Below are 18,878 nucleotides of genomic sequence, written 5' to 3'. Positions count from 1 at the left end.
CGATGCCCGGCAATCCTAAATGATTTGACGCCGGTGAAAACCGCCATGCGGCGGCTTTGTCGCCGCATATGCGATTTTCCTAACAAAAAGCCGGGCTGAACCCGGCTTTTTTGAGGTCATGGAGATGACAATTCGGTTATTTGGCGGGCGCCGGTGCCGGCGTCGCAGGGGCTGGAGCTGCACCTTCAGCCGGCTTGGCCGGAGCGGCACCCTCGGCCGGCTTGGCCGGCGCCGTTGCATCGGCGGCGGCACCTGGCGTCGGCAGCGGCTTCGGGCTATCCGACAGCGTGCGCAGATAGGCAATGACGTTGGCGCGGTCCTCGTCCTTCGGCAGGCCGGCAAAGCCCATCGCCGTGCCCTTCACGAATTTCTTCGGCGAGGTGATGAAGTGGTTGAGATTGTCATAGGTCCACTTCTCGGCGCCGCCCTTGGAAAACTCCTTCATGCCGGCCGAATAGGCAAAGCCCTCATGCTCGGCGACGGGGCGGTCGACGATGTCCCAGAGATCCGGGCCGACCTTGTTGGGGCCGCCTTTTTCGCCGGAATGGCAGGCCTGGCATTTCTTAAAGACGGCCGCACCTTGCTCGACATTGGCGGTGGCCAAAAGGTCGGCGATCGGCTTCGCCTCTGCTGCGGGTCCGGCGGCGCCGCCTTCGGCAGGCTCCGTCGCCTCGATGGCAAAGCCGGGTTTTTCCGGCGCCGGCGAGGCAAACAGGGCGTCGGACACCAAACCGACCGAGAAGACGACGAAACAGGTTCCAAGCAACCCGGCGAGCAGTTTGTTGACTTCGTTGGAATCCATACGCCCCAGGGCTCCCTTTTCCGGCGGACCTCTCCGTCCACTCCGTCCGTCGGTATCGTGACCCACCCCGTCGAGCCGGTCAAATCGGGCGGAAACTAGGTCTTTTGCTTGGGCGTTGCAACACCTATAAGGGCGCTTCCAGTGAGACCTTTTGCCACTTTCCCCATCCTCTTTCGAACGCCTTGCAACCTCGATGTCCACGCTCATCCTGATCCCGGCCCGCATGGCCTCGACGCGCCTGCCGGGCAAGCCGCTGGCCGACATAGCCGGCGCGCCGATGATCGTCCATGTCGCCCGCCGCGCCGCTGAGGCTGGGCTTGGCCGGGTAGTGGTGGCAACCGACACGCGCAACGTGGCCGAAGCGGTGCGCGCGCACGGTTTCGAGGCGGTGATGACGCGCACCGACCACGAATCCGGTTCCGACCGTATCTTCGAGGCGCTGACCGCCCTCGACCCCGATCGCAAGGTCGAAACCATCGTCAATGTGCAGGGCGACCTGCCGACCATCGATCCCAAGATCATCGGTGCGGCGCTGAAACCGTTCGAGGACGCTGCGGTCGACATCGCCACGCTCGGCGTCGAGATCGTCCGCGACGAGGAAAAGGCCAACCCCAACGTCGTCAAGATCGTCGGTTCGCCGTTGTCGGCGACGCGGCTGAAGGCGCTCTATTTCACCCGCGCCACCGCGCCCTGGGGCGAGGGGCCGCTCTATCACCATGTCGGCCTCTACGCCTATCGGCGCTCAGCCCTCGAACGCTTCGTCGCGCTAAAACCTTCGCCGCTCGAACGGCGCGAGCGGCTGGAGCAGTTGCGGGCGGTGGAGGCCGGTATGCGCATCGATGCCGAGATCGTGCAATCGCTGCCGCTGGGCGTCGACACGCCGGAAGACCTCGAACGCGCCCGACAAATTCTTTCCTGAGACCTTCAACCTGAGATATCGGCATGCCTGACAAGACCAACAGAATAGCCTTCCAAGGCGAACCGGGCGCCAATTCCGACACCGCCAGCCGCAACATGTTCCCTTCGATGGAGCCGTTGCCGTGCCCCACCTTCGAGGATGCCTTCAACGCGGTCGAGACCAACAAGGCCGACCTCGCCATGATCCCGATCGAAAACACCATCGCCGGCCGCGTCGCCGACATTCATCATCTCTTGCCGGAATCGAAACTCCACATCGTCGGCGAGTATTTTCTGCCGATCCACTTCCAGCTGATGGTGCTGCCAGGCGTCAAACGCGAAGAGATCAAGACCGTGCACAGCCATATCCATGCGCTGGGACAGTGCCGCAAATACATCCGCAAGAACGGTTGGAAGCCGGTGATCGCCGGCGACACGGCGGGCTCTGCGAAGCTGGTCTCGGAGCTCAAGGACCGCACCATGGCCTCGCTCGCCCCGGCGCTAGCCGCAGAACTCTACGGCCTCGACATCATCGAGAAGAACGTCGAGGACACGGATTCGAATGTCACCCGCTTTGTCGTGCTGACCAAGGACAAGCGATTGGCCGAACGGCCCTCGGCCGACACCAAGATGATGACGACCTTCATGTTCCGTGTCCGCAACGTGCCGGCTGCGCTCTACAAGGCAATGGGCGGTTTCGCCACCAACGGCGTCAACATGACGAAGCTGGAGAGCTATCAGTTGGGCGCCTTCACCGCGACGCTGTTCTACGCCGATATCGAGGGCCATCCCGACGATCCACTGGTCAAGCTGGCGCTGGACGAACTGCGCTTCTTCTCGCGCGAAGTGCGCATTCTGGGTGTCTATCCCGCCAGCGAGTCGCGCGAGCAGTGGAAGGTCGCGGACTAAGGTTCCCCTAAACCAGCAGGGTCAGCGGCACATAGTCGATTTCCATGAAGGTTTCGACTTCCGGGATCCAGCGGTCGCGCACGAAGGCAACGTGGTCGGGATGCTCGTTATATCTGGTGTAGGCGGCCTGATCGACGAACTCCATCGAGAAGCCGAAGTGATAGTCGTTCTTCGGGCTGACTTGCCGCAGCGGCTCGAAATGGGTGACGCCCTTGATTGCGCTGAGAATGCGCTTGGCATCGGAGAGGAACCGCTTTTCCTCCAGCGAGTACTGCGGGTGCTTCAGGGTGAAAACCACGGTGTGACGGATCATTTTTTGCTCCCGTTAAGCAATTCCAGGAAAAGTGTGAAGCGGTTTTCCGTCCGGAATTGCGTAAAATAACAAGTCTTATTCGCTGTCGACCCAGGCGCGGATCAGATGATGCGCGATCGCGCCTTTCGGCGGCGTGACCAGATTGTCCTTGTGCGTCCTCTCCAGCATGGAACGCACCTCGTCGCGAAAAAACCAGCGGCAATCTTCCAACTCGTTGAGATCGGCCTGGATGTCGTCACTGAGCGGTTCGCCGAAACAGCCGATCATCAGCGAATAGGGGAACGGCCAGGGTTGGCTGGCATGGTAGACAACGCGGCCGAGCCGGATGCCGGCTTCCTCCAGCGTTTCGCGGCGCACCGCCGCCTCGATCGTCTCGCCCGGCTCGATGAAGCCGGCAAGCGCCGAGTACATGCCGGGCCCGAAATGCCGGCCGCGGCCGAGCAGGCATTTTTCCCGCGTCGCCGTCAGCATAATCGCCACCGGATCGGTGCGTGGAAAGTGCTCGGTGCCGCAATTTGGGCAATGGCGCTTGTAGCCGCCGGCCCGCATTTGCGATTCATGGCCGCATTTGCTGCAGAAGCGATGGGTGGCATGCCAGGCAAGCAGGGCGGCGCCTTGCGCCAGCGCGCCCGCTGCCGCCTCGTCGATCAGCCCCTGCATATAGACCGAGCGATAATCGATCGCCTTCATGGTCTCCGGCAGCTGTTCGGGATCGAGGCCGACCGGCACGGCAAGTACCGGGCCGCTCTCGGCAAAGCCAAGCAGCACGCCTTGTGCGAGTGATGGCTGCAGCTTCTGGCTCTCAGCCAGATCGAACCAAGGGTCGAAGCTGCCATCGTGCAATTTCAGATACAGCCGTCCGCCATGCATCGGCAGAAGACGTGCCGAGGGATCGGCCAACGCCCTTTCGACGGAATCGTCGGCGCGGTTCTCGGATTGCCGATCAATCGTGTTTCCGGCGAAGCCGACGAACTGGCTCGGTTCGCGCAAGGGCGCGTCAAAAAGGCGAAGGGTCATGGAAGCTCGAACGTCTAGGGATGGACACAGGCGGCTTATAGCGCCGCCTTGATCTGTTGCGCAAACTGGCGGATGCCTGAACGCTCATAGGGCTCGCGCATGCCGTGCCCCCACACCGGCCCCGGCCAGCCCGGATCGCCTTCCGAGCGGGCGATGACGTGGACATGCAATTGCCGAACGATGTTGCCGAGCGCGCCGGTGTTGATCTTGGTGCAGCTCGTGGTTCTTTTCAGCGCCTGCGCCACCATGTTGGTTTCGAAGGTCAACATCGCCTGGTCGAGCGGCGTCATGTCGTGGATTTCTTCGGCCCCCGGCCGCTGCGGCACCAGGACCAGCCATGGCCAGCGGCTATCGTTCATCACCCTGAGCTCGCACAGGCCGAGCCACATCAGCTGCTCGCTATCCGCCTCCAGCCTGGAGTCGAGCGTGAATCCGGCCTTGAGGCCCGGTAGCATTGGCGTTTCCCTTGCGCTTCTCGCATTATTCCCAAACTCATCACGCTAGAGCGGCTGCACGGGGGCTGCAAGCGATTCATTGAGCGGCGGAGTTCACGGGCATCCGATTCTCAATGCACCCTTGCATTTGATCGCTGAATTGCCGATATGGAACGCGGGAGGTTGGTGGTGGACGATCCACTCGCCAACCGGGTCAGGTCCGGAAGGAAGCAGCCCTAACGAGCCCGGAACGGGTCATTGTTCCAGCCTCCCACCTCATCGGCCCCTCTCGCGACATTGACGACGCATTGCAGCGCGGGCGAGACTATTGGAGCAATTCCAGGGAAAGTGTGAGCGGTTTCCCGTCCGGAATTGCGTTAAAGCAAAGGGTAGAGCGGTTTGCCGTTTCAGAAAACGGTGAAACGATCTAGCAGGAATCGGCTACGCTGAGACGCGGCCTTTTGGAGCTTTACGGGCGAATGAGCGAAGCCGGAAATTCGGACCCCGAAAACCTGGAGAAGCAAAAGGCCGTCGCCTATCGCGTGCTGGCGCGCAAATATCGTCCGTCGAATTTCTCCGAACTGATCGGCCAGGAGCCGATGGTCCGCACTTTGACCAACGCTTTCTCCACAGGCCGCATCGCCCAGGCCTGGATGCTGACCGGCGTGCGCGGCGTCGGTAAGACCACGACGGCGCGCATCCTGGCGCGGGCGCTCAACTACAAGACGCCGACGGTCGACCATCCCTCGGTCGACCTCGCCCTCCTGGGCGAGCACTGCCAGGCGATCATGGAAGGCCGCCATGTCGACGTCATCGAGATGGACGCCGCGTCGCATACCGGCATCGACGACATCAGGGACATTATCGAGCGCGTGCGCTATGCCCCGGTGTCGGCGCGCTACAAAGTCTACATCATCGACGAAGTGCACATGCTCTCCACCCAGGCCTTCAACGGCCTGTTGAAGACGCTGGAAGAGCCGCCGCCGCACGTCAAATTCATCTTTGCCACCACCGAAATCCGCAAAGTGCCGATCACCGTGCTGTCGCGCTGCCAGCGTTTCGACCTGAGACGCATCGATGCTGGCGCACTGGTCGCGCACCTCTCCTCGATTGCCGGCAAGGAAGGCATATCGGTCGACGACGACGCGCTGGCGATGATCGCGCGCGCCGCCGAAGGCTCGGCCCGCGATTCGCTCTCCATCCTCGACCAGGCGATCGCCCATGGCGGCGGCGCCGTCAGCGCCGAAGCGGTGCGCGCCATGCTGGGTCTCGCCGACCGCGCCCGCATCGTCGACCTGTTCGAACATGTCATGAAGGGCGATGTGGCGGCCGCCCTTGCCGAATTCCGCAACCAGTACGACACCGGCGCCGATCCGGCTGCCGTGCTGACCGATCTGGCCGAATTCAACCACCTCGTCACCCGGCTGCGCTTCGTGCCGACGGCTGCCGACGACGCTTCCCTGTCCGAGGATGAGCGCCGCCGCGGCGCCGACTTCGCCAGCACGCTGTCGGTCAAGGTTCTGTCGCGGACCTGGCAGATGCTCTTGAAAGGCATTCCCGAGGTGCAGTCGTCCAACCGCCCGGTCAGCGCCGGCGAGATGGTGCTGATCCGCCTGGCGCATGCCGCCGACCTGCCGACGCTGGACGAGGCGCTGAAATCTCTAGAGAGCGGCGCTCCGGCGTCCGGTGGTGTGTCACGCCCGAATGGTGCGCCGGTAAATGCCGGCAATGGCGGCGGCGCCAGCGCGGTAGCGCAGACCCGGATGCCGTCCGGGCCAGCCGGTGCGCAAACCATGCGATTGGTCGACGCGCCCCCGGTCGCCTTTGTCGCGCCTCCGCAGCCGGTCGTCGAGCCGCAATCGCCGCCGCTGAAATCGCTGGCCGATATTGTCGCTCTTGCCGACGCGCAGCGTGACATCGCCTTCAAGGTGCTGGTCAAGAGCTGTATTCGCCTGGTGCGCATCGAGCCCGGCCGTATCGACGTCGGCCTGACCGCCGATGCGCCCAAGATGCTGCTCAACGACTTGACGACGAAGCTGCGCGCCTGGACCGGCCGCAACTGGCTGGTGTCATTGTCGAAGGAAGAGGGCGGCCAAACGCTGGCCGAGATGGAATCGACCAGGCGCGAGACTGCTTTCTCCGACGCGAAAAGCGATCCGGCTGTGGCCGCCATCCTGGCGCGCTTTCCCGGCGCCAAGATTATCGACGTGCGCATTCCCGACGCGCCGGAAGTCGACACCGACAAGGCCGAAGCGCCGGTCGAGCCGCCATCCGACGACGACGAAACCTGACCATAGCCACGAATCCGCAAAGGACCCGACCATGAAAGATCTTCTCGGCCTGATGGGCAAGGCGAAGGAAATGCAGGCCAAGTTCCAGGCCATGCAGGACGAGATCGCGACGATTGAAGCAAGCGGGCAGGCGGGCGGCGGGCTGGTCAATGTCACGCTGACCGGCAAGTTCGAAATGAAGTCGCTGAAGATCGATCCGTCGCTGTTCAAGGAGGACGAGGTCGAGATTCTCGAAGACCTGCTGCTGGCCGCTCACAATGACGCCAAAAATAAGGTCGAGCAGATTATGCAGGAGAAGACCAAGGCGCTGACGGCAGGCTTGCCGATCCCGCCCGGAATGAAATTGCCGTTCTGAGCCGGCCCAACCAGTTAATTGATTATGAAGGGAAATCGGCTGCGGAGGCTGTTGTTAAGACTTTCTCGGGCTTTGCTCACGGACATATCCGGGCATTTATAAAGTTTTACCTATGCTGCACGAAAGCTAATCCTTTAGCCATCTTTTTGCCTTTAAGAGTCTCATTCTTGCCACATCTCGGGGCGAGCTGGCATCTGGACAATGAGGCATTTTTGTTGATCGCTACGCGATGGAAGACGCCGCTTCTGCTCGGCATTATCTTCTCTCCTGTGTTCCTGGCCGGTTGCAGCCAGACCACGTCTTCGCATGGCCTGTCGGTCGCCAGCCTGACCGACGCCATCACGCCCAGCTTCCTTTCGACGCGCGCCTACCGCAACACGCCGAAGGAGAAGGAATGCCTGGAGCGGGCGATGTTCTTCGAGTCCAACCGCTCGAGCCGTGACGGCATGATCGCCGTCGGCACGGTGGTGATGAACCGGCTGCGCTCCGGCAATCATGGCAGCACCATTTGCCAAGTGGTTGGCGAACCGGGCCAGTTCGCGCCCGGCGTGATGACGCGGGCGATGAATTCGAAAGCGATGCCCGATGTCGAGGAGGCCGCCGATGCGGTGCTCAAGGGCGAGCGCAAGGCCAAGCTGAAGAACACGATGTACTTCCACACCGCCGGACTGAGGTTCCCCTACAAGAACATGCATTACACCATGGTTGCCGGCGGCAACGCCTTCTACGAGAAGCGCGGTCGCAACTGGCAGCCGCTGCCGGATGAATCCACGACCATGGTTGCCTCGGCGCAGCCGCGCGCGCCTGAGCCTGAAGCGCCGTTGCAGGTTGCCTACGCCGAGCCGGTGGTGAAGACCATTGTCCGTCCAGATCCGGCCAAGCAGGCCGCGGCGGTTCGCGCAGCCAAGGCGACACGTGCCCCGGCCGAGCAGACCTATGTGACGGCTTCCGCGGCGCCCGCCAAGAGCGCCGGCGTCGCCGCCAAGCAGACGGAGGTGGCGATGCAGGAGCCGATGGCCGAGCCCGATGCCTCGCGTTTCGGCGGCACGCTGAACGCCCGCTACATCACCTCGGTTCCATCGGCAACGCAGGAAGCGTCGATGGGCTTCCAGTCGACGCCTGAGAACACCGACGCTATCGGCGCAATGATCGTCGATCAAACCCGGCCGCTCTCAGCCTACTGACGCCTAAAACAGTTTCCGAGCCCGCCATGGCAGCATGGCGGGCTCGGTGCGTATGCGCATGTTTCAAAGCGCGCGGAAAAATCCTAGATCAGTGCGATGTCGAAGCGAATCGCCGGTCCCGAGATCGAACGCCTGATCCAGCTCCTGGCCAAGGTCCCGGGGCTAGGGCCGCGTTCGGCCAGGCGTGCGGCACTGCACCTCATCAAGAAGAAGGAGCAGCTTTTGTCGCCGCTCGCCGCCGCCATGGCTGAAGCCGCCGACAAGGTGCGCATCTGCACGACCTGCGGCAATGTCGATACCTCCGACCCTTGCATGATCTGCACCGATCCGCGCCGCGATGCCTCGACGCTGATCGTCGTCGAGGATGTCTCCGACCTCTGGGCGCTGGAGCGGGCGGCGGCCATGAATGTGCGCTACCATGTGCTCGGCGGCACGCTGTCGCCGCTCGACGGCATCGGCCCCGACCAGCTCAATGTCCGCTCGCTGGTCGACCGCGTCGCCGGCGGCGAGGTGAAGGAGGTGATCCTCGCCGTCAACGCCACCGTCGAGGGCCAGACGACGGCGCATTATCTCACCGACCAGTTGTCGGGCTTCGAGGTCAAGGTGACACGACTTGCCCATGGCGTGCCGGTTGGCGGCGAGCTTGATTATCTGGATGAGGGTACGCTGGCAGCCGCGTTGCGATCGCGGACGGCGTTTTGACGCAATTGGCGGGGATGCTCCGGAGATGACAGCATTCCTTCGGGCCCCCCTCTGTCCTGCCGGACATCTCCCCCTCAAGGGGGGAGATCAGCAGCTTCTCGGGCGGCATTCTTCTTTCAACGCTGGTGGTTGGCGAAAACCGAAGCGACAGCCAATCTCCCCCCTTGAGGGGGAGATGTCCGGCAGGACAGAGGGGGGCGCGACAGAACGCGGATCTTTCGGATTGGCGCTCGTTGCGCTCCTCGCATCCCTTGTTGCCCTGCTTTTTGTAGCCCCCGCCTCCGCTGCCAAAATCGATGACCAGTTCCGCGCCTGGCTGCAAACCGATCTCTGGCCGCAAGCCCAGACCAAAGGCATCTCCAAATCCACTTTCGACGCCGCTTTCGACGGCGTGAAGCCGAACCTCAAATTGCCCGACCTCGTCCTGCCCGGCGAGAAACCCAAAACCCCGCAAAAACAGCATCAGGCCGAGTTCGGTTCGCCCGGCGCCTATTTCGCCGAAAAGACGGTGCGCGCCGTCACGTCAGGTGCGCGCACGCGCGAGGCGGCCAACGCCAAGACGCTGGCTGCGATCGAAAAGCGCTACGGTGTCCCGGGCGAGATACTGTTGGCGATCTGGGGCCGCGAGACCGGCTTCGGCGCGGCGAAAATGCCCTACGACGCCTTCGAGGTGCTCGGCACCAAGGCATTCATGTCGACCAAGAAGGACTTCTTCCGCACCGAGGTGCTGGCGGCGCTCGAGATCGTCGAGCATGGGTTGGCGCCGGTCGGCGCCATGAAATCGTCCTGGGCCGGCGCGCTCGGCCAGCCGCAATTCATGCCGACCTCGTTCCTGAAGCACGCCGTCGACTACGACGGTGATGGGCACCCGGACATCTGGAATTCGACGCCGGACGTGCTGGCCTCGATCGCCAACTTTCTCGTCCACTATGGCTGGGTGAAGGGGCGTGGCTGGGGTTTCGAGGTGACGGTTCCGGAAAGCGTTTCCTGCTCGCTCGAAGGTCCCGACCAGGGCAAGAAGATCTCAACCTGGGCGGCGATGGGAATCAGCCGCGTCGGCGGCAAAGCCTTTCCGGCCAACGAACTGAAGGCGGAAGGGTTCCTGTTGATGCCGGCCGGACGCAGCGGTCCGGCCTTCATCGCCACGCCGAATTTTTACGTGCTGAAGCAATACAACACCAGCGACCTCTACGCCCTGTTCATCGGCCATGGCGCTGACCGCATCGCCCATGGCGATGCTGATTTTGCCCGCAGCTGGGGTGCGGTCGGCGGCCTGCATCGTTCCGACATCGCCGCGCTGCAACGGGCGCTGGAGGCCAAGGGCTACGATGTCGGCAGCGCCGATGGTCTGCCCGGCTTCAAGACCCGCCGCTCGATCGGCTCCTGGCAGGAAAAGAACGGCCGCCCCGCCACCTGCTTCCCCGACGCCGATCTGGTTGCTGCCATCAAGTAACACCGAAAAGAGCAGATTTTTCCCCATCGGCGGCTGCAATTGGCTCGCCCATGCTTCGACGCGCACAGCATATTCCGGTCCAGTATGCCGGCTCGCAAAAATGCCCGTTGCCGGTTGGAGGGCTGCCGGATAGGGTGTTGACCAACTGGAAAAAAATCAACACGGTATGGGGTCTAACGGTCGTCCTCCGGCCGCGAAAAAGATTACTGCAGCCCTGAGCCGGGAACTCGGGGTCAACAATCAACAAAACAGGGAACAATCATCATGATGATGGAAAAGTTTGCTCTACGTTCGCGCGTCTGGCTCGCAGGTGCTGCCATGTCCGCTCTGCTCATTGGCGTCGCGCCGGCCTTTGCCGTGACCCCCGCCGACACGCTGGTCGAAGGTTTTGCCATCGACGACATCATCTCCATGGATCCGGGCGAGGCGTTCGAACTGTCGACCGCAGAGGTCACCGGCAACACCTATGATCTGCTGGTCCGCCTCGACCTCAGCGACACCTCCAAGGTCAAGGGCGACCTTGCCGAGAGCTGGACCGTTTCCGACGACGGCCTGGTCTATACGTTCAAGCTCAAGCCCGGCCTAAAGTTCGCTTCGGGCAATCCACTGACCGCGGCCGATGTCGCCTATTCCTTCGAGCGCGCCATCAAGCTGGACAAGCCGCCGGCATTCATCATCAACCAGTTCGGCATCAGCGGCGACAATGTTGCCGACAAGGCCAAGGCCGTCGACGACACCACCTTCCAGTTCACCGTCGACAAGGCCTATGCGCCGAGCTTCGTGTTAAACTGCCTGTCGGCAACGGTCGCTTCGGTCGTCGACGCAAAGCTGGTCAAGGAACATGTCGCCGCGGTGACGCCAAGTGCCGACTACAAATGGGACAACGATTTCGGCAACGCCTTCCTGAAGACCGGTTATGCCGGCTCCGGCGCCTACAAGCTGCGCGAATGGCGGGCCAATGAGGTCGTCGTGCTCGAGCGCAACGACAATTACAATGGCGAGAAGGCCAAGCTCGCCCGCGTCATCTACCGCAACATGAAGGAAAGCTCGGCACAGCGCCTGGCGCTCGAAGCAGGCGACATCGACGTTGCTCGCAACCTCGAGCCGAACGATCTCGACGCCATCGCCAAGAATGCCGATCTCACCACGACCAGCGCGCCGAAGGGCACGGTCTATTATATCAGCCTCAACCAGAAGAATCCGAACCTCGCCAAGCCCGAGGTTCGCCAGGCGTTCAAATATCTGGTCGACTACGATGCGCTGAGCACGACCATCCTCAAGGGCATTGGCGAGATTCACCAGACCTTCCTGCCCAAGGGCGTTCTGGGCGAACTGGACGAAAATCCGTTCAAGTTCGACGTCGCCAAGGCCAAGGAACTGCTGACCAAGGCCGGCCTGGCCGACGGCTTCAGCGTAACCATGGACGTACGCACGGGACAGCCGACCACCGGCATGGCGGAATCGATCCAGCAGACGCTTGGCCAAGCCGGCATCAAGCTGGAAATTATCCCCGGCGACGGCAAGCAGACGCTGACCAAATACCGCGCCCGCAATCATGACATCTATATCGGCCAGTGGGGCCAGGACTATTTCGATCCGAACTCCAACGCCCAGACCTTTGCCTCAAACCCGGACAATTCGGATGAAGGCAAGACCAAGACGCTGGCCTGGCGCAATGCCTGGGACATCCCGGACCTGACAAAGCAGACCGAAGCAGCCTTGCTGGAGAAGGATGCCGGCAAGCGCGCCGATATGTACAAGAGCCTTGAAAAGACGATCCTCGACACCAGCCCCTTCGTCATCATCCACCAGCAATTGGAAGTGGCAGGCCTGCGCAAAAACCTGAAAGGCTTTGCGCTCGGTCCGAGCTTCGACACCAACTTCGTCGGCCCGGTCTCCAAGGAATAGCGCCGGCGGACGCGCCCTGATGAGCGCGATTGAAAACCAGGCGACGGCGGGGCAGGGAAGCGCCCGCGCCGTCGCTATCTTGTTGGCGATCGGCCGCTTCCTGGTCATCGCCGTCACCACCTATCTCGGCCTGCTCGCGGTGACCTTTTTCATCGGCCGCGTCATCCCGATCGATCCGGTGCTGGCGGTGCTCGGCGACCGCGCACCGGCCAATGTCGTCGAGCGCACCCGCCGCGAGATGGGGCTCGATCTTCCGTTGATCGAGCAATTCTATATCTATCTCAAGCATGCGCTGAACGGTGATTTCGGCACCTCGGTGCTGACCACCAATCCGGTGATGACCGACATCCGCCGCGCCTTTCCGGCAACGATCGAACTGGCGACGCTGGGCACTCTGATAGGCTCGTTGATTGGCGTGCCGCTCGGCGTGCTGGCAGCGGTAAAACGCGGCAGTCTCATCGACCAGATCGTTCGCATTGTCGGCCTGATTGGCTATTCCGTGCCTATCTTCTGGATCGGGCTTCTGGGGCTTGTCCTGTTCTACGCCAAGCTCCAATGGGTAGCTTTTCCCGGCCGCCTCGACATCGTCTACGAGTACACATTCACACCGATCACCGGCTTCTACCTGCTCGACGCCGCGCTGCAGGGCCAGTGGGATGTCTTCTACGACGCTTACCGCCACATCATCCTGCCGGCAGGGCTGCTGGGCTATTTCTCGCTCGCCTATATCAGCCGAATGACGCGCTCCTTCATGCTGAACGAGCTGTCGCAGGAATACATCGTCGCCGCGCGCGCCAAGGGCCTGTCTGAAACGCGAATCATCTGGGGCCATGCGCTGCGCAACGCCGCGGTGCCGATGGTCACGGTGATCGCGCTGTCCTATGCCGGGCTGCTCGAAGGTTCGGTGCTGACCGAGACGGTGTTCTCCTGGCCCGGCATCGGCCTCTACATCACCAATTCGCTGCAGAACGCCGACATGAACGCCGTGCTCGGCGGCACCATCGTCATCGGTTCGGTGTTCATCGGCATCAATCTCCTGTCCGATGTTCTCTACAAGGTGCTCGATCCGAGGACGAAGACAGGATGAGCGCCGAAGCAATCCAAACGCGCCGCGATTGGCTGCTCAGCGATCGGCCGGCCTCGCGCATGCAGGCAAGGCTCGGCCGCGCCTATGTCGCCTGGCGGCGCTTTTCCGCCAACCGGCTGGCGTTTCTCGGCCTGCTCATCATCATCGCGCTGCTGCTGGTCGCCGCCTTTGCCGATGTGCTGGCGCCCTATTCGCCGACCATCGGCGATCTCAAGAACGCGCGGCTTTTGGCGCCGAGTGCGGCGCATTGGTTCGGCACCGACGATCTCGGCCGCGATATCTATTCGCGCATTCTTTTCGGCTCGCGCTGGACGCTCTACGTCGTCATTCTTGTCGCCGTCATCGCAGCCCCCATCGGCCTTTTGGTCGGCACCGTCGCCGGCTATGCCGGCGGCTGGACCGATGCCATTCTGATGCGCATTACCGACATCTTCCTCGCCTTTCCCAAGCTGATCCTGGCGCTGGCCTTTGTCGCGGCCCTTGGCCCCGGCATCGAAAACGCGGTGCTGGCCATCGCCATCACCTCGTGGCCGCCTTACGCCCGAATTGCGCGGGCCGAGACGATGACCGTGCGCAATTCGGATTACATCAAGGCGGTGCAATTGATGGGCGCCTCTCCGTTCCGCATCGTGCTGCGCCACATCATGCCGCTATGCATCTCTTCGCTCATCATCCGGGTGACGCTCGACATGGCCGGCATCATCCTCACCGCCGCCGGCCTCGGCTTCCTTGGCCTCGGCGCGCAGCCGCCGCTGCCGGAATGGGGCACCATGATCGCGTCCGGCCGTCGCTTCGTGCTCGACCAATGGTGGGTGGCCGGCGCGCCCGGCTTCGCCATCCTGATCGTCAGTCTCGGCTTCAACCTGCTGGGCGACGGCCTGCGCGATGCGCTCGATCCCCGGAGTGGCGACCAATGAGTGGTGACCAATGAGCGGTGCACTTCTCGATGTCGACGACCTGCGCGTCACCTTCCCGACTCGGACCGGCCTCATCCAGGCGGTGCGCGGCGTCACTTTTTCGCTTGGCCGAGAGCGGCTGGGCATTGTCGGCGAAAGCGGCTCCGGCAAGTCGCAGACCGGCCGCGCCATCATGGGGCTGACGCCGCCGCAGGCCCTTGTGTCGGCCAAGAAGCTCGCCCTCGACGGCATCGACCTTCTGGCCATACCGGCCCGTCAGCGCCGGGCGCTGCGCGGCAAACGCATCGCCATGATCCTGCAGGATCCGAAATATTCGCTCGACCCCGTGATGAGCATCGGCCGCCAGATCGTCGAGACGCTGCGCACGCATGAAAAGGTCTCCAAGGCCGAAGCGCGCGAGCGGGCGCTGGCCATGCTGGAAGCTGTGCAGATCCGCGATCCCTCGCGTGTCTTCGACCTGCATCCGCACGAGGTGTCCGGCGGGATGGGCCAGCGCGCCATGATCGCAATGATGCTGATCGCCGGACCGGAACTGATGATCGCCGACGAGCCGACCTCGGCGCTCGACGTCACCGTTCAGCTCGATGTGCTCGGCATCCTCGACCGCTTGGTCAGTGAGCGCGGCATGGGTCTGATCTTCATCTCGCACGATCTGCGGCTGGTCGCCTCCTTCTGCGACCGCGTCATCGTCATGTATGCCGGCAAGGTGGTCGAGCAGCTCAAGGCGTCGGAGCTGCGCGACGCCCAGCATCCCTACACGCGCGGCCTGCTCAACTGCATGCCCAGGATCGGTTACGAACGCCACCCGCTGCCGGTGCTCGACCGCAAGCCGGAGTGGGCGGCATGACGCCAGCCATTTCGATTGAAGGGCTGGAGGTGGTGTTCGACCGTTTTCGCGCGCTGAAAGGGGCGAACCTCGAGGTGAAGTCCGGCGAATCCTTCGGCCTGGTCGGCGAGAGCGGTTCCGGCAAGTCGACGCTGCTCAAAGCCATTGCCGGCCTGGTGCCTGTCGCATCCGGTACTATCACGGTCAATGGCAAGACGCTGGGAGCGCGCCGCGACAAGGCTTTTTATCGCGAAGTGCAGATGGTCTTCCAGGACCCCTATGGTTCGCTGCACCCGCGTCAGACCGTCGACCGCCTGCTGCAGGAGCCGCTCGCCATTCACGGCTTTGCCGATGGCGAGCAACGCATCCAGCGCGCCCTCGACGAGGTCGGATTAGGCAACGGTTTCCGTTTCCGCTACGCGCACCAGCTCTCCGGCGGTCAGCGTCAGCGCGTGGCGATCGCGCGGGCGCTCATCCTCGAACCGTCGATCCTGCTGCTCGACGAACCAACCTCGGCGCTCGACGCTTCGGTGCAGGCGGAAGTGCTCAACCTGCTGGAAGAGGTTCGCCGTCGGCGCAAGCTGACCTTCCTGATGGTCAGCCACGACCTCGCCATCATCACCCATATGTGCGAGCGCCTAATGGTGATGCAGAACGGCGAAGCGGTGGAGAACCTGACGGCGGGCCAGCTGATCGGGCACCGCGTGGAGAAGGATTACACACGCAATTTGCTTAGGGCGAGCGAGGGGTTTGTTCGGACGGCGTGAACTAGTTTCTTCCGCAGAATAATCGCTTGGGGAATTCCATGGAAGAATGGAAGTTTGCAGATCCGCCCAATGTCGCGGTGCTATCGGACAAGAGCATATTCAAACGGGGCGACTGGATCGCATACGTTGTGCATGAAGCTGACGATGACGAGAACTACAACGATGAAGGGGGCAGTTGGCAATTCTATAGCAGCGACTCTCGAGATTGGGATGAACGCGAGATAATGCTCGTTGGCCTGCAAGAGGTGGTGCAGCAGGATGAAAGCATCCTGGCATTGGCCGACTTGCCAAAAGGCTGGCATGCTTGGCGGACGTCAAAATCATCGCCATGGCAGCGAGCGAAATCGCGCCCCGAACCCTCTAACGATAACGAATGATCCGGCAAAGCCTTAAGCGGGGTCTTGCGCCAGTTCGCCGTTCTCCGGAACAGATGGTTCGTCCCCCTGCTTAGGCTCCTTGATCCTGAACCACGTCACATAAAGCGCCGGCAGGAACAGCAGCGTGATCGCCGTGCCGGCGATGATGCCGCCCATCATGGCGTAGGCCATCGGGCCCCAGAACACTTCGCGCGCGATCGGGATCAGCGCCAGGCTGGCGGCCGCGGCCGTCAGCGCGATCGGCCGCATGCGGTGCTCGGTCGCTTCGATCACGGCTTCCCAGCGGTCTTGGCCCTCGGCCACCAGATCCTCGATCTGCACGATCAGGATCATCTAGTTGCGGATCAGGATGCCGATCAGCGCCAGGACGCCCAGAATGGCGACGAAGCCGAGCGGTGCGCCGCTCGGCACCAGGGCCGCGACCACGCCGATCAGGCCGAGCGGCGCCACCGCCACCACCAGGAACAGGCGCTGAAAAGTTTGCAACTGGATCATCAGGATGGTCGCCATCACGAACAGCATCAGCGGCACCACCGCTGCGGCTTTTTGCGCTTTCTTCGACCGAGCGGCGGCTGCAACGGAATAGCGGGCGGCAGTTTGGCGATGAAGGCGTCGACCGACGGCTTCAATTCGTTGACGACGGTGGCCGGCAGCACGTCGCCAACGAGGCCTGCGCGAACGGTGATCGTCGGGATGCGGTTGCGCCGCCACACCGTCGGCTGTTCGAGGTCGTAGCGGAAGTCGCCACTGCCGCGAGCGGGATCGCTTCGCCGTTCCCGGTGACGGGTGAGCCGTCACGGACTGCCCCGTACGTGTATCGGTCGGCTGGTTAAGACCGGTCTGTCGAAGTGGCCCGCATCGACGACAGGCCCAATCGCCCGGCGGCGGTGCCAACTTGAGGAAAACGTGAAATAAGGTCAGAAGAGGCCTTGGCATTCATCTAACGAGAACGGGCGTCGGCCCGATGAGGGACGAAATGAAGAACGCAGCCATTTCCGAGCGCAAGAACCAGTCGATCTCGCGCGGCGTCGGCATGACAACGCAGATCTATGCCGACCGCGCCGAGAATTCGGAGATCTGGGATGTAGAAGGCCGCCGATACATCGATTTCTCCTCGGGCATCGCCGTCGTCAACACCGGCCACCGCCATCCCAGGGTGATCGAGGCGGTCAAGGCACAGCTCGACCGCTTCACCCATACCTGCCACCAGGTCGTGCCCTATGAGAGCTATGTGCGGCTGGCCGAACGGCTGAACGGCATGCTGCCCGGCAAGTTCGAGAAGAAGACCATCTTCGTCACCACGGGCGCTGAAGCCGTCGAGAACGCCATCAAGATCGCCCGCAACGCCACTGGCCGCCAAGCCGTCATCGCCTTTGCCGGCGGCTTCCACGGCCGCACCTTCATGGGCATGGCGCTGACCGGCAAGGTCGTGCCCTACAAGGTCGGCTTCGGCGCCATGCCGGGCGACGTCTACCACGCGCCGTTTCCGGTGCCGCTGCACGGCGTGTCTACAACCGATTCGCTGGCCGCACTCGACAAACTGTTCAAGGCCGATGTCGACCCGGCTCGCGTTGCCGCCATCATCATCGAGCCGGTCCAGGGCGAGGGCGGCTTCTACGACGCGCCGCCCGAATTCCTGACGGCGCTGCGCAAGCTCTGCGACCAGCACGGCATGCTGCTGATCGCCGATGAGGTGCAGACCGGCTTTGCCCGCACCGGCAAGATGTTCGCCATGGACCATCATGAGGTCGCGGCCGACATTACCACCATGGCGAAAAGCCTGGCCGGCGGCTTCCCGCTGGCGGCGGTCACCGGCCGCGCCGAGATCATGGATGCGCCCGGTCCTGGCGGGCTCGGCGGCACCTATGGCGGCAGCCCGATCGGTGTCGCCGCAGCACACGCCGTGCTCGACGTAATCGAGGACGAAAAGCTGTGCGACCGCGCCAATACGCTGGGCGCCCGGCTGAAACAGCGGCTGCAGTCGATCCGCGACGATGTGCCCGAGATTGTCGACATCAGGGGTCTCGGCTTCATGAACGCGGTCGAGTTCAACGACGTCAAGAAGGGCCTGCCGTCGGCCGAGATCGCCAATGCGATCCGGCTGAAGGCGCTCGACAAGGGGCTGATCCTGCTGACCTGCGGCGTCTACGGCAACGTCATCCGTTTCCTGGCTCCGATCACCATCCAGGACAATGTCATGAACGAGGCGCTCGACATTCTGGAAAGCTCGATCCGCGAAGTCTGCGCTGTCTAGCGCAAACCCTACCTCCCCCTGGTGGGCATAGGCGCTAAGATAGCTTTGGCATGGACTGAAACTTGCGCTTTCGTGGTGGTTCGCGCCAGCGATATCGCAAGGCATGGAGATTTTGGCGCAGGGCCGCCAAGGAAGGTTGAGTAAAGATGGTCGCGATCAGAGAGGCGACGATCTGGCGGGTTGCGCGCCACAGTAGCGGGCGCCCGTCGCTCAAGGGGGAGAGACACCCAACTCCTGCGAGAGGGGTTCGGTCACAAGCGCGATGAGGAAGTGTGCAAGGATCCAAGGCTTTGCGATCCTTGGGTCCTTGGCGGGAGGAGAGCGCAGCCCGATCAGGCTCTTCAGGCGCTTGAAGGCGAGTTCGATGCGCCAGCGCATGCGGTAG

18 protein-coding genes, 1 other RNA gene and 1 pseudogene are annotated in these 18,878 nt (G+C 62.8%); 15 read left to right on the top strand and 5 right to left on the bottom strand.

Annotated elements, in window-relative coordinates:
* Window positions 1-136: 136 nt before the first annotated feature.
* Window positions 137-802 carry a c-type cytochrome gene (locus tag NKI05_RS28875; RefSeq protein ID WP_023669512.1) on the bottom strand — a complete coding sequence of 222 codons (666 nt, stop codon included), beginning with the start codon at window positions 800-802 and terminating at the stop codon, window positions 137-139.
* A gap of 193 nt (window positions 803-995) precedes the next feature.
* Between NKI05_RS28875 and NKI05_RS28870 the strand changes: the two genes are divergently transcribed.
* Both NKI05_RS28870 and NKI05_RS28865 read left to right on the top strand, forming a co-directional pair.
* Window positions 996-1,721, top strand: a complete 726-nt coding sequence (locus NKI05_RS28870; protein ID WP_023669513.1) for a 3-deoxy-manno-octulosonate cytidylyltransferase — start codon at window positions 996-998, stop codon at window positions 1,719-1,721.
* A gap of 23 nt (window positions 1,722-1,744) precedes the next feature.
* Window positions 1,745-2,608, top strand: coding sequence for a prephenate dehydratase (locus NKI05_RS28865; RefSeq protein WP_023682034.1), 864 nt, complete (start codon window positions 1,745-1,747; stop codon window positions 2,606-2,608).
* Between the two features lie 7 nt (window positions 2,609-2,615).
* Here NKI05_RS28865 and NKI05_RS28860 read toward each other — a convergent pair whose 3' ends face one another.
* The 3 genes from NKI05_RS28860 to NKI05_RS28850 form a co-directional block, all read right to left on the bottom strand.
* Window positions 2,616-2,921 (bottom strand): Dabb family protein, encoded by a 306-nt coding sequence (locus tag NKI05_RS28860; protein WP_023669515.1) that lies wholly within the window; start codon window positions 2,919-2,921, stop codon window positions 2,616-2,618.
* Window positions 2,922-2,996: 75 nt separating this feature from the next.
* Window positions 2,997-3,938 carry an NAD(+) diphosphatase gene (gene nudC, locus NKI05_RS28855; protein ID WP_023751922.1) on the bottom strand — a complete coding sequence of 314 codons (942 nt, stop codon included), beginning with the start codon at window positions 3,936-3,938 and terminating at the stop codon, window positions 2,997-2,999.
* Between the two features lie 35 nt (window positions 3,939-3,973).
* Window positions 3,974-4,393: an HIT domain-containing protein gene (locus tag NKI05_RS28850; protein WP_023669517.1), complete on the bottom strand. Its 420-nt coding sequence runs from the start codon at window positions 4,391-4,393 to the stop codon at window positions 3,974-3,976.
* Between the two features lie 157 nt (window positions 4,394-4,550).
* On the opposite strand from NKI05_RS28850, the gene ffs reads away from it, so the two are divergent.
* The 12 genes from ffs (at window position 4,551) to NKI05_RS28790 (ending at window position 16,239) form a co-directional block, all read left to right on the top strand.
* An RNA gene (ffs, locus tag NKI05_RS28845) (signal recognition particle sRNA small type) lies at window positions 4,551-4,647 on the top strand.
* 204 nt (window positions 4,648-4,851) lie between these two features.
* Window positions 4,852-6,663, top strand: coding sequence for a DNA polymerase III subunit gamma/tau (locus tag NKI05_RS28840; protein WP_023669518.1), 1,812 nt, complete (start codon window positions 4,852-4,854; stop codon window positions 6,661-6,663).
* A gap of 31 nt (window positions 6,664-6,694) precedes the next feature.
* Complete coding sequence (locus NKI05_RS28835; protein ID WP_023669519.1) at window positions 6,695-7,018, top strand: YbaB/EbfC family nucleoid-associated protein; 324 nt, start codon at window positions 6,695-6,697, stop codon at window positions 7,016-7,018.
* 215 nt (window positions 7,019-7,233) lie between these two features.
* On the top strand, window positions 7,234-8,202 hold the full coding sequence (locus NKI05_RS28830; RefSeq protein WP_023816167.1) for a cell wall hydrolase: 969 nt from the start codon (window positions 7,234-7,236) through the stop codon (window positions 8,200-8,202).
* A 96-nt stretch (window positions 8,203-8,298) separates the two neighbouring features.
* Entirely contained in the window at window positions 8,299-8,904 is a 606-nt protein-coding gene (gene recR / locus NKI05_RS28825; protein WP_023669521.1) for a recombination mediator RecR, read from the top strand.
* A 175-nt stretch (window positions 8,905-9,079) separates the two neighbouring features.
* Window positions 9,080-10,357, top strand: coding sequence for a lytic murein transglycosylase (locus NKI05_RS28820; RefSeq protein WP_023816168.1), 1,278 nt, complete (start codon window positions 9,080-9,082; stop codon window positions 10,355-10,357).
* 264 nt (window positions 10,358-10,621) lie between these two features.
* A complete protein-coding gene (locus NKI05_RS28815) occupies window positions 10,622-12,265 on the top strand; it encodes an ABC transporter substrate-binding protein (protein ID WP_023725785.1) in 1,644 nt (547 codons plus the stop codon).
* 19 nt (window positions 12,266-12,284) lie between these two features.
* Window positions 12,285-13,352: an ABC transporter permease gene (locus tag NKI05_RS28810; RefSeq protein ID WP_023669524.1), complete on the top strand. Its 1,068-nt coding sequence runs from the start codon at window positions 12,285-12,287 to the stop codon at window positions 13,350-13,352.
* Window positions 13,349-14,269 carry a nickel transporter permease gene (gene nikC / locus NKI05_RS28805; protein WP_023682024.1) on the top strand — a complete coding sequence of 307 codons (921 nt, stop codon included), beginning with the start codon at window positions 13,349-13,351 and terminating at the stop codon, window positions 14,267-14,269. Before NKI05_RS28810 ends, nikC begins: the two co-directional genes overlap by 4 nt.
* A 10-nt stretch (window positions 14,270-14,279) precedes the next feature.
* Window positions 14,280-15,116, top strand: coding sequence for an ABC transporter ATP-binding protein (locus tag NKI05_RS28800; protein WP_023682023.1), 837 nt, complete (start codon window positions 14,280-14,282; stop codon window positions 15,114-15,116).
* Window positions 15,113-15,862 carry an ABC transporter ATP-binding protein gene (locus NKI05_RS28795; RefSeq protein ID WP_023669527.1) on the top strand — a complete coding sequence of 250 codons (750 nt, stop codon included), beginning with the start codon at window positions 15,113-15,115 and terminating at the stop codon, window positions 15,860-15,862. The genes NKI05_RS28800 and NKI05_RS28795 overlap by 4 nt, the downstream gene beginning before the upstream one ends.
* A gap of 38 nt (window positions 15,863-15,900) precedes the next feature.
* On the top strand, window positions 15,901-16,239 hold the full coding sequence (locus NKI05_RS28790; RefSeq protein WP_023696743.1) for a DUF2185 domain-containing protein: 339 nt from the start codon (window positions 15,901-15,903) through the stop codon (window positions 16,237-16,239).
* Between the two features lie 12 nt (window positions 16,240-16,251).
* On the opposite strand, the pseudogene NKI05_RS28785 reads toward NKI05_RS28790, so the two are convergent.
* Window positions 16,252-17,020, bottom strand: a pseudogene (locus tag NKI05_RS28785) (efflux RND transporter permease subunit); the annotation flags it as partial.
* Window positions 17,021-17,215: 195 nt separating this feature from the next.
* Here NKI05_RS28785 and NKI05_RS28780 point away from each other — a divergent pair.
* Window positions 17,216-18,493, top strand: a complete 1,278-nt coding sequence (locus tag NKI05_RS28780) for a 4-aminobutyrate--2-oxoglutarate transaminase (protein WP_023816169.1) — start codon at window positions 17,216-17,218, stop codon at window positions 18,491-18,493.
* Window positions 18,494-18,878: the final 385 nt, after the last annotated feature.

Origin of the sequence: Mesorhizobium sp. M0771, assembly GCF_040320155.1 — a bacterium.
GTDB lineage: Bacteria > Pseudomonadota > Alphaproteobacteria > Rhizobiales > Rhizobiaceae > Mesorhizobium.
The sequence above is the reverse complement of the archived record's forward strand: the minus strand, read 5'-3'. Positions and strand labels throughout refer to the sequence as shown.

Excerpts from the sequence above, each read along its gene's own strand:
- NKI05_RS28875 (WP_023669512.1), bottom strand. The coding sequence starts at position 802 with ATGGATTCCAACGAAGTCAACAAACTGCTCGCCGGGTTGCTTGGAACC.
- NKI05_RS28870 (WP_023669513.1), top strand. The coding sequence starts at position 996 with ATGTCCACGCTCATCCTGATCCCGGCCCGCATGGCCTCGACGCGCCTG.
- NKI05_RS28865 (WP_023682034.1), top strand. The coding sequence starts at position 1,745 with ATGCCTGACAAGACCAACAGAATAGCCTTCCAAGGCGAACCGGGCGCC.
- NKI05_RS28860 (WP_023669515.1), bottom strand. The coding sequence starts at position 2,921 with ATGATCCGTCACACCGTGGTTTTCACCCTGAAGCACCCGCAGTACTCG.
- nudC (WP_023751922.1), bottom strand. The coding sequence starts at position 3,938 with ATGACCCTTCGCCTTTTTGACGCGCCCTTGCGCGAACCGAGCCAGTTC.
- NKI05_RS28850 (WP_023669517.1), bottom strand. The coding sequence starts at position 4,393 with ATGCTACCGGGCCTCAAGGCCGGATTCACGCTCGACTCCAGGCTGGAG.
- NKI05_RS28840 (WP_023669518.1), top strand. The coding sequence starts at position 4,852 with ATGAGCGAAGCCGGAAATTCGGACCCCGAAAACCTGGAGAAGCAAAAG.
- NKI05_RS28835 (WP_023669519.1), top strand. The coding sequence starts at position 6,695 with ATGAAAGATCTTCTCGGCCTGATGGGCAAGGCGAAGGAAATGCAGGCC.
- recR (WP_023669521.1), top strand. The coding sequence starts at position 8,299 with ATGTCGAAGCGAATCGCCGGTCCCGAGATCGAACGCCTGATCCAGCTC.
- NKI05_RS28820 (WP_023816168.1), top strand. The coding sequence starts at position 9,080 with ATGTCCGGCAGGACAGAGGGGGGCGCGACAGAACGCGGATCTTTCGGA.
- NKI05_RS28815 (WP_023725785.1), top strand. The coding sequence starts at position 10,622 with ATGATGATGGAAAAGTTTGCTCTACGTTCGCGCGTCTGGCTCGCAGGT.
- NKI05_RS28810 (WP_023669524.1), top strand. The coding sequence starts at position 12,285 with ATGAGCGCGATTGAAAACCAGGCGACGGCGGGGCAGGGAAGCGCCCGC.
- nikC (WP_023682024.1), top strand. The coding sequence starts at position 13,349 with ATGAGCGCCGAAGCAATCCAAACGCGCCGCGATTGGCTGCTCAGCGAT.
- NKI05_RS28800 (WP_023682023.1), top strand. The coding sequence starts at position 14,280 with ATGAGCGGTGCACTTCTCGATGTCGACGACCTGCGCGTCACCTTCCCG.
- NKI05_RS28795 (WP_023669527.1), top strand. The coding sequence starts at position 15,113 with ATGACGCCAGCCATTTCGATTGAAGGGCTGGAGGTGGTGTTCGACCGT.
- NKI05_RS28790 (WP_023696743.1), top strand. The coding sequence starts at position 15,901 with ATGGAAGAATGGAAGTTTGCAGATCCGCCCAATGTCGCGGTGCTATCG.
- NKI05_RS28780 (WP_023816169.1), top strand. The coding sequence starts at position 17,216 with ATGAAGAACGCAGCCATTTCCGAGCGCAAGAACCAGTCGATCTCGCGC.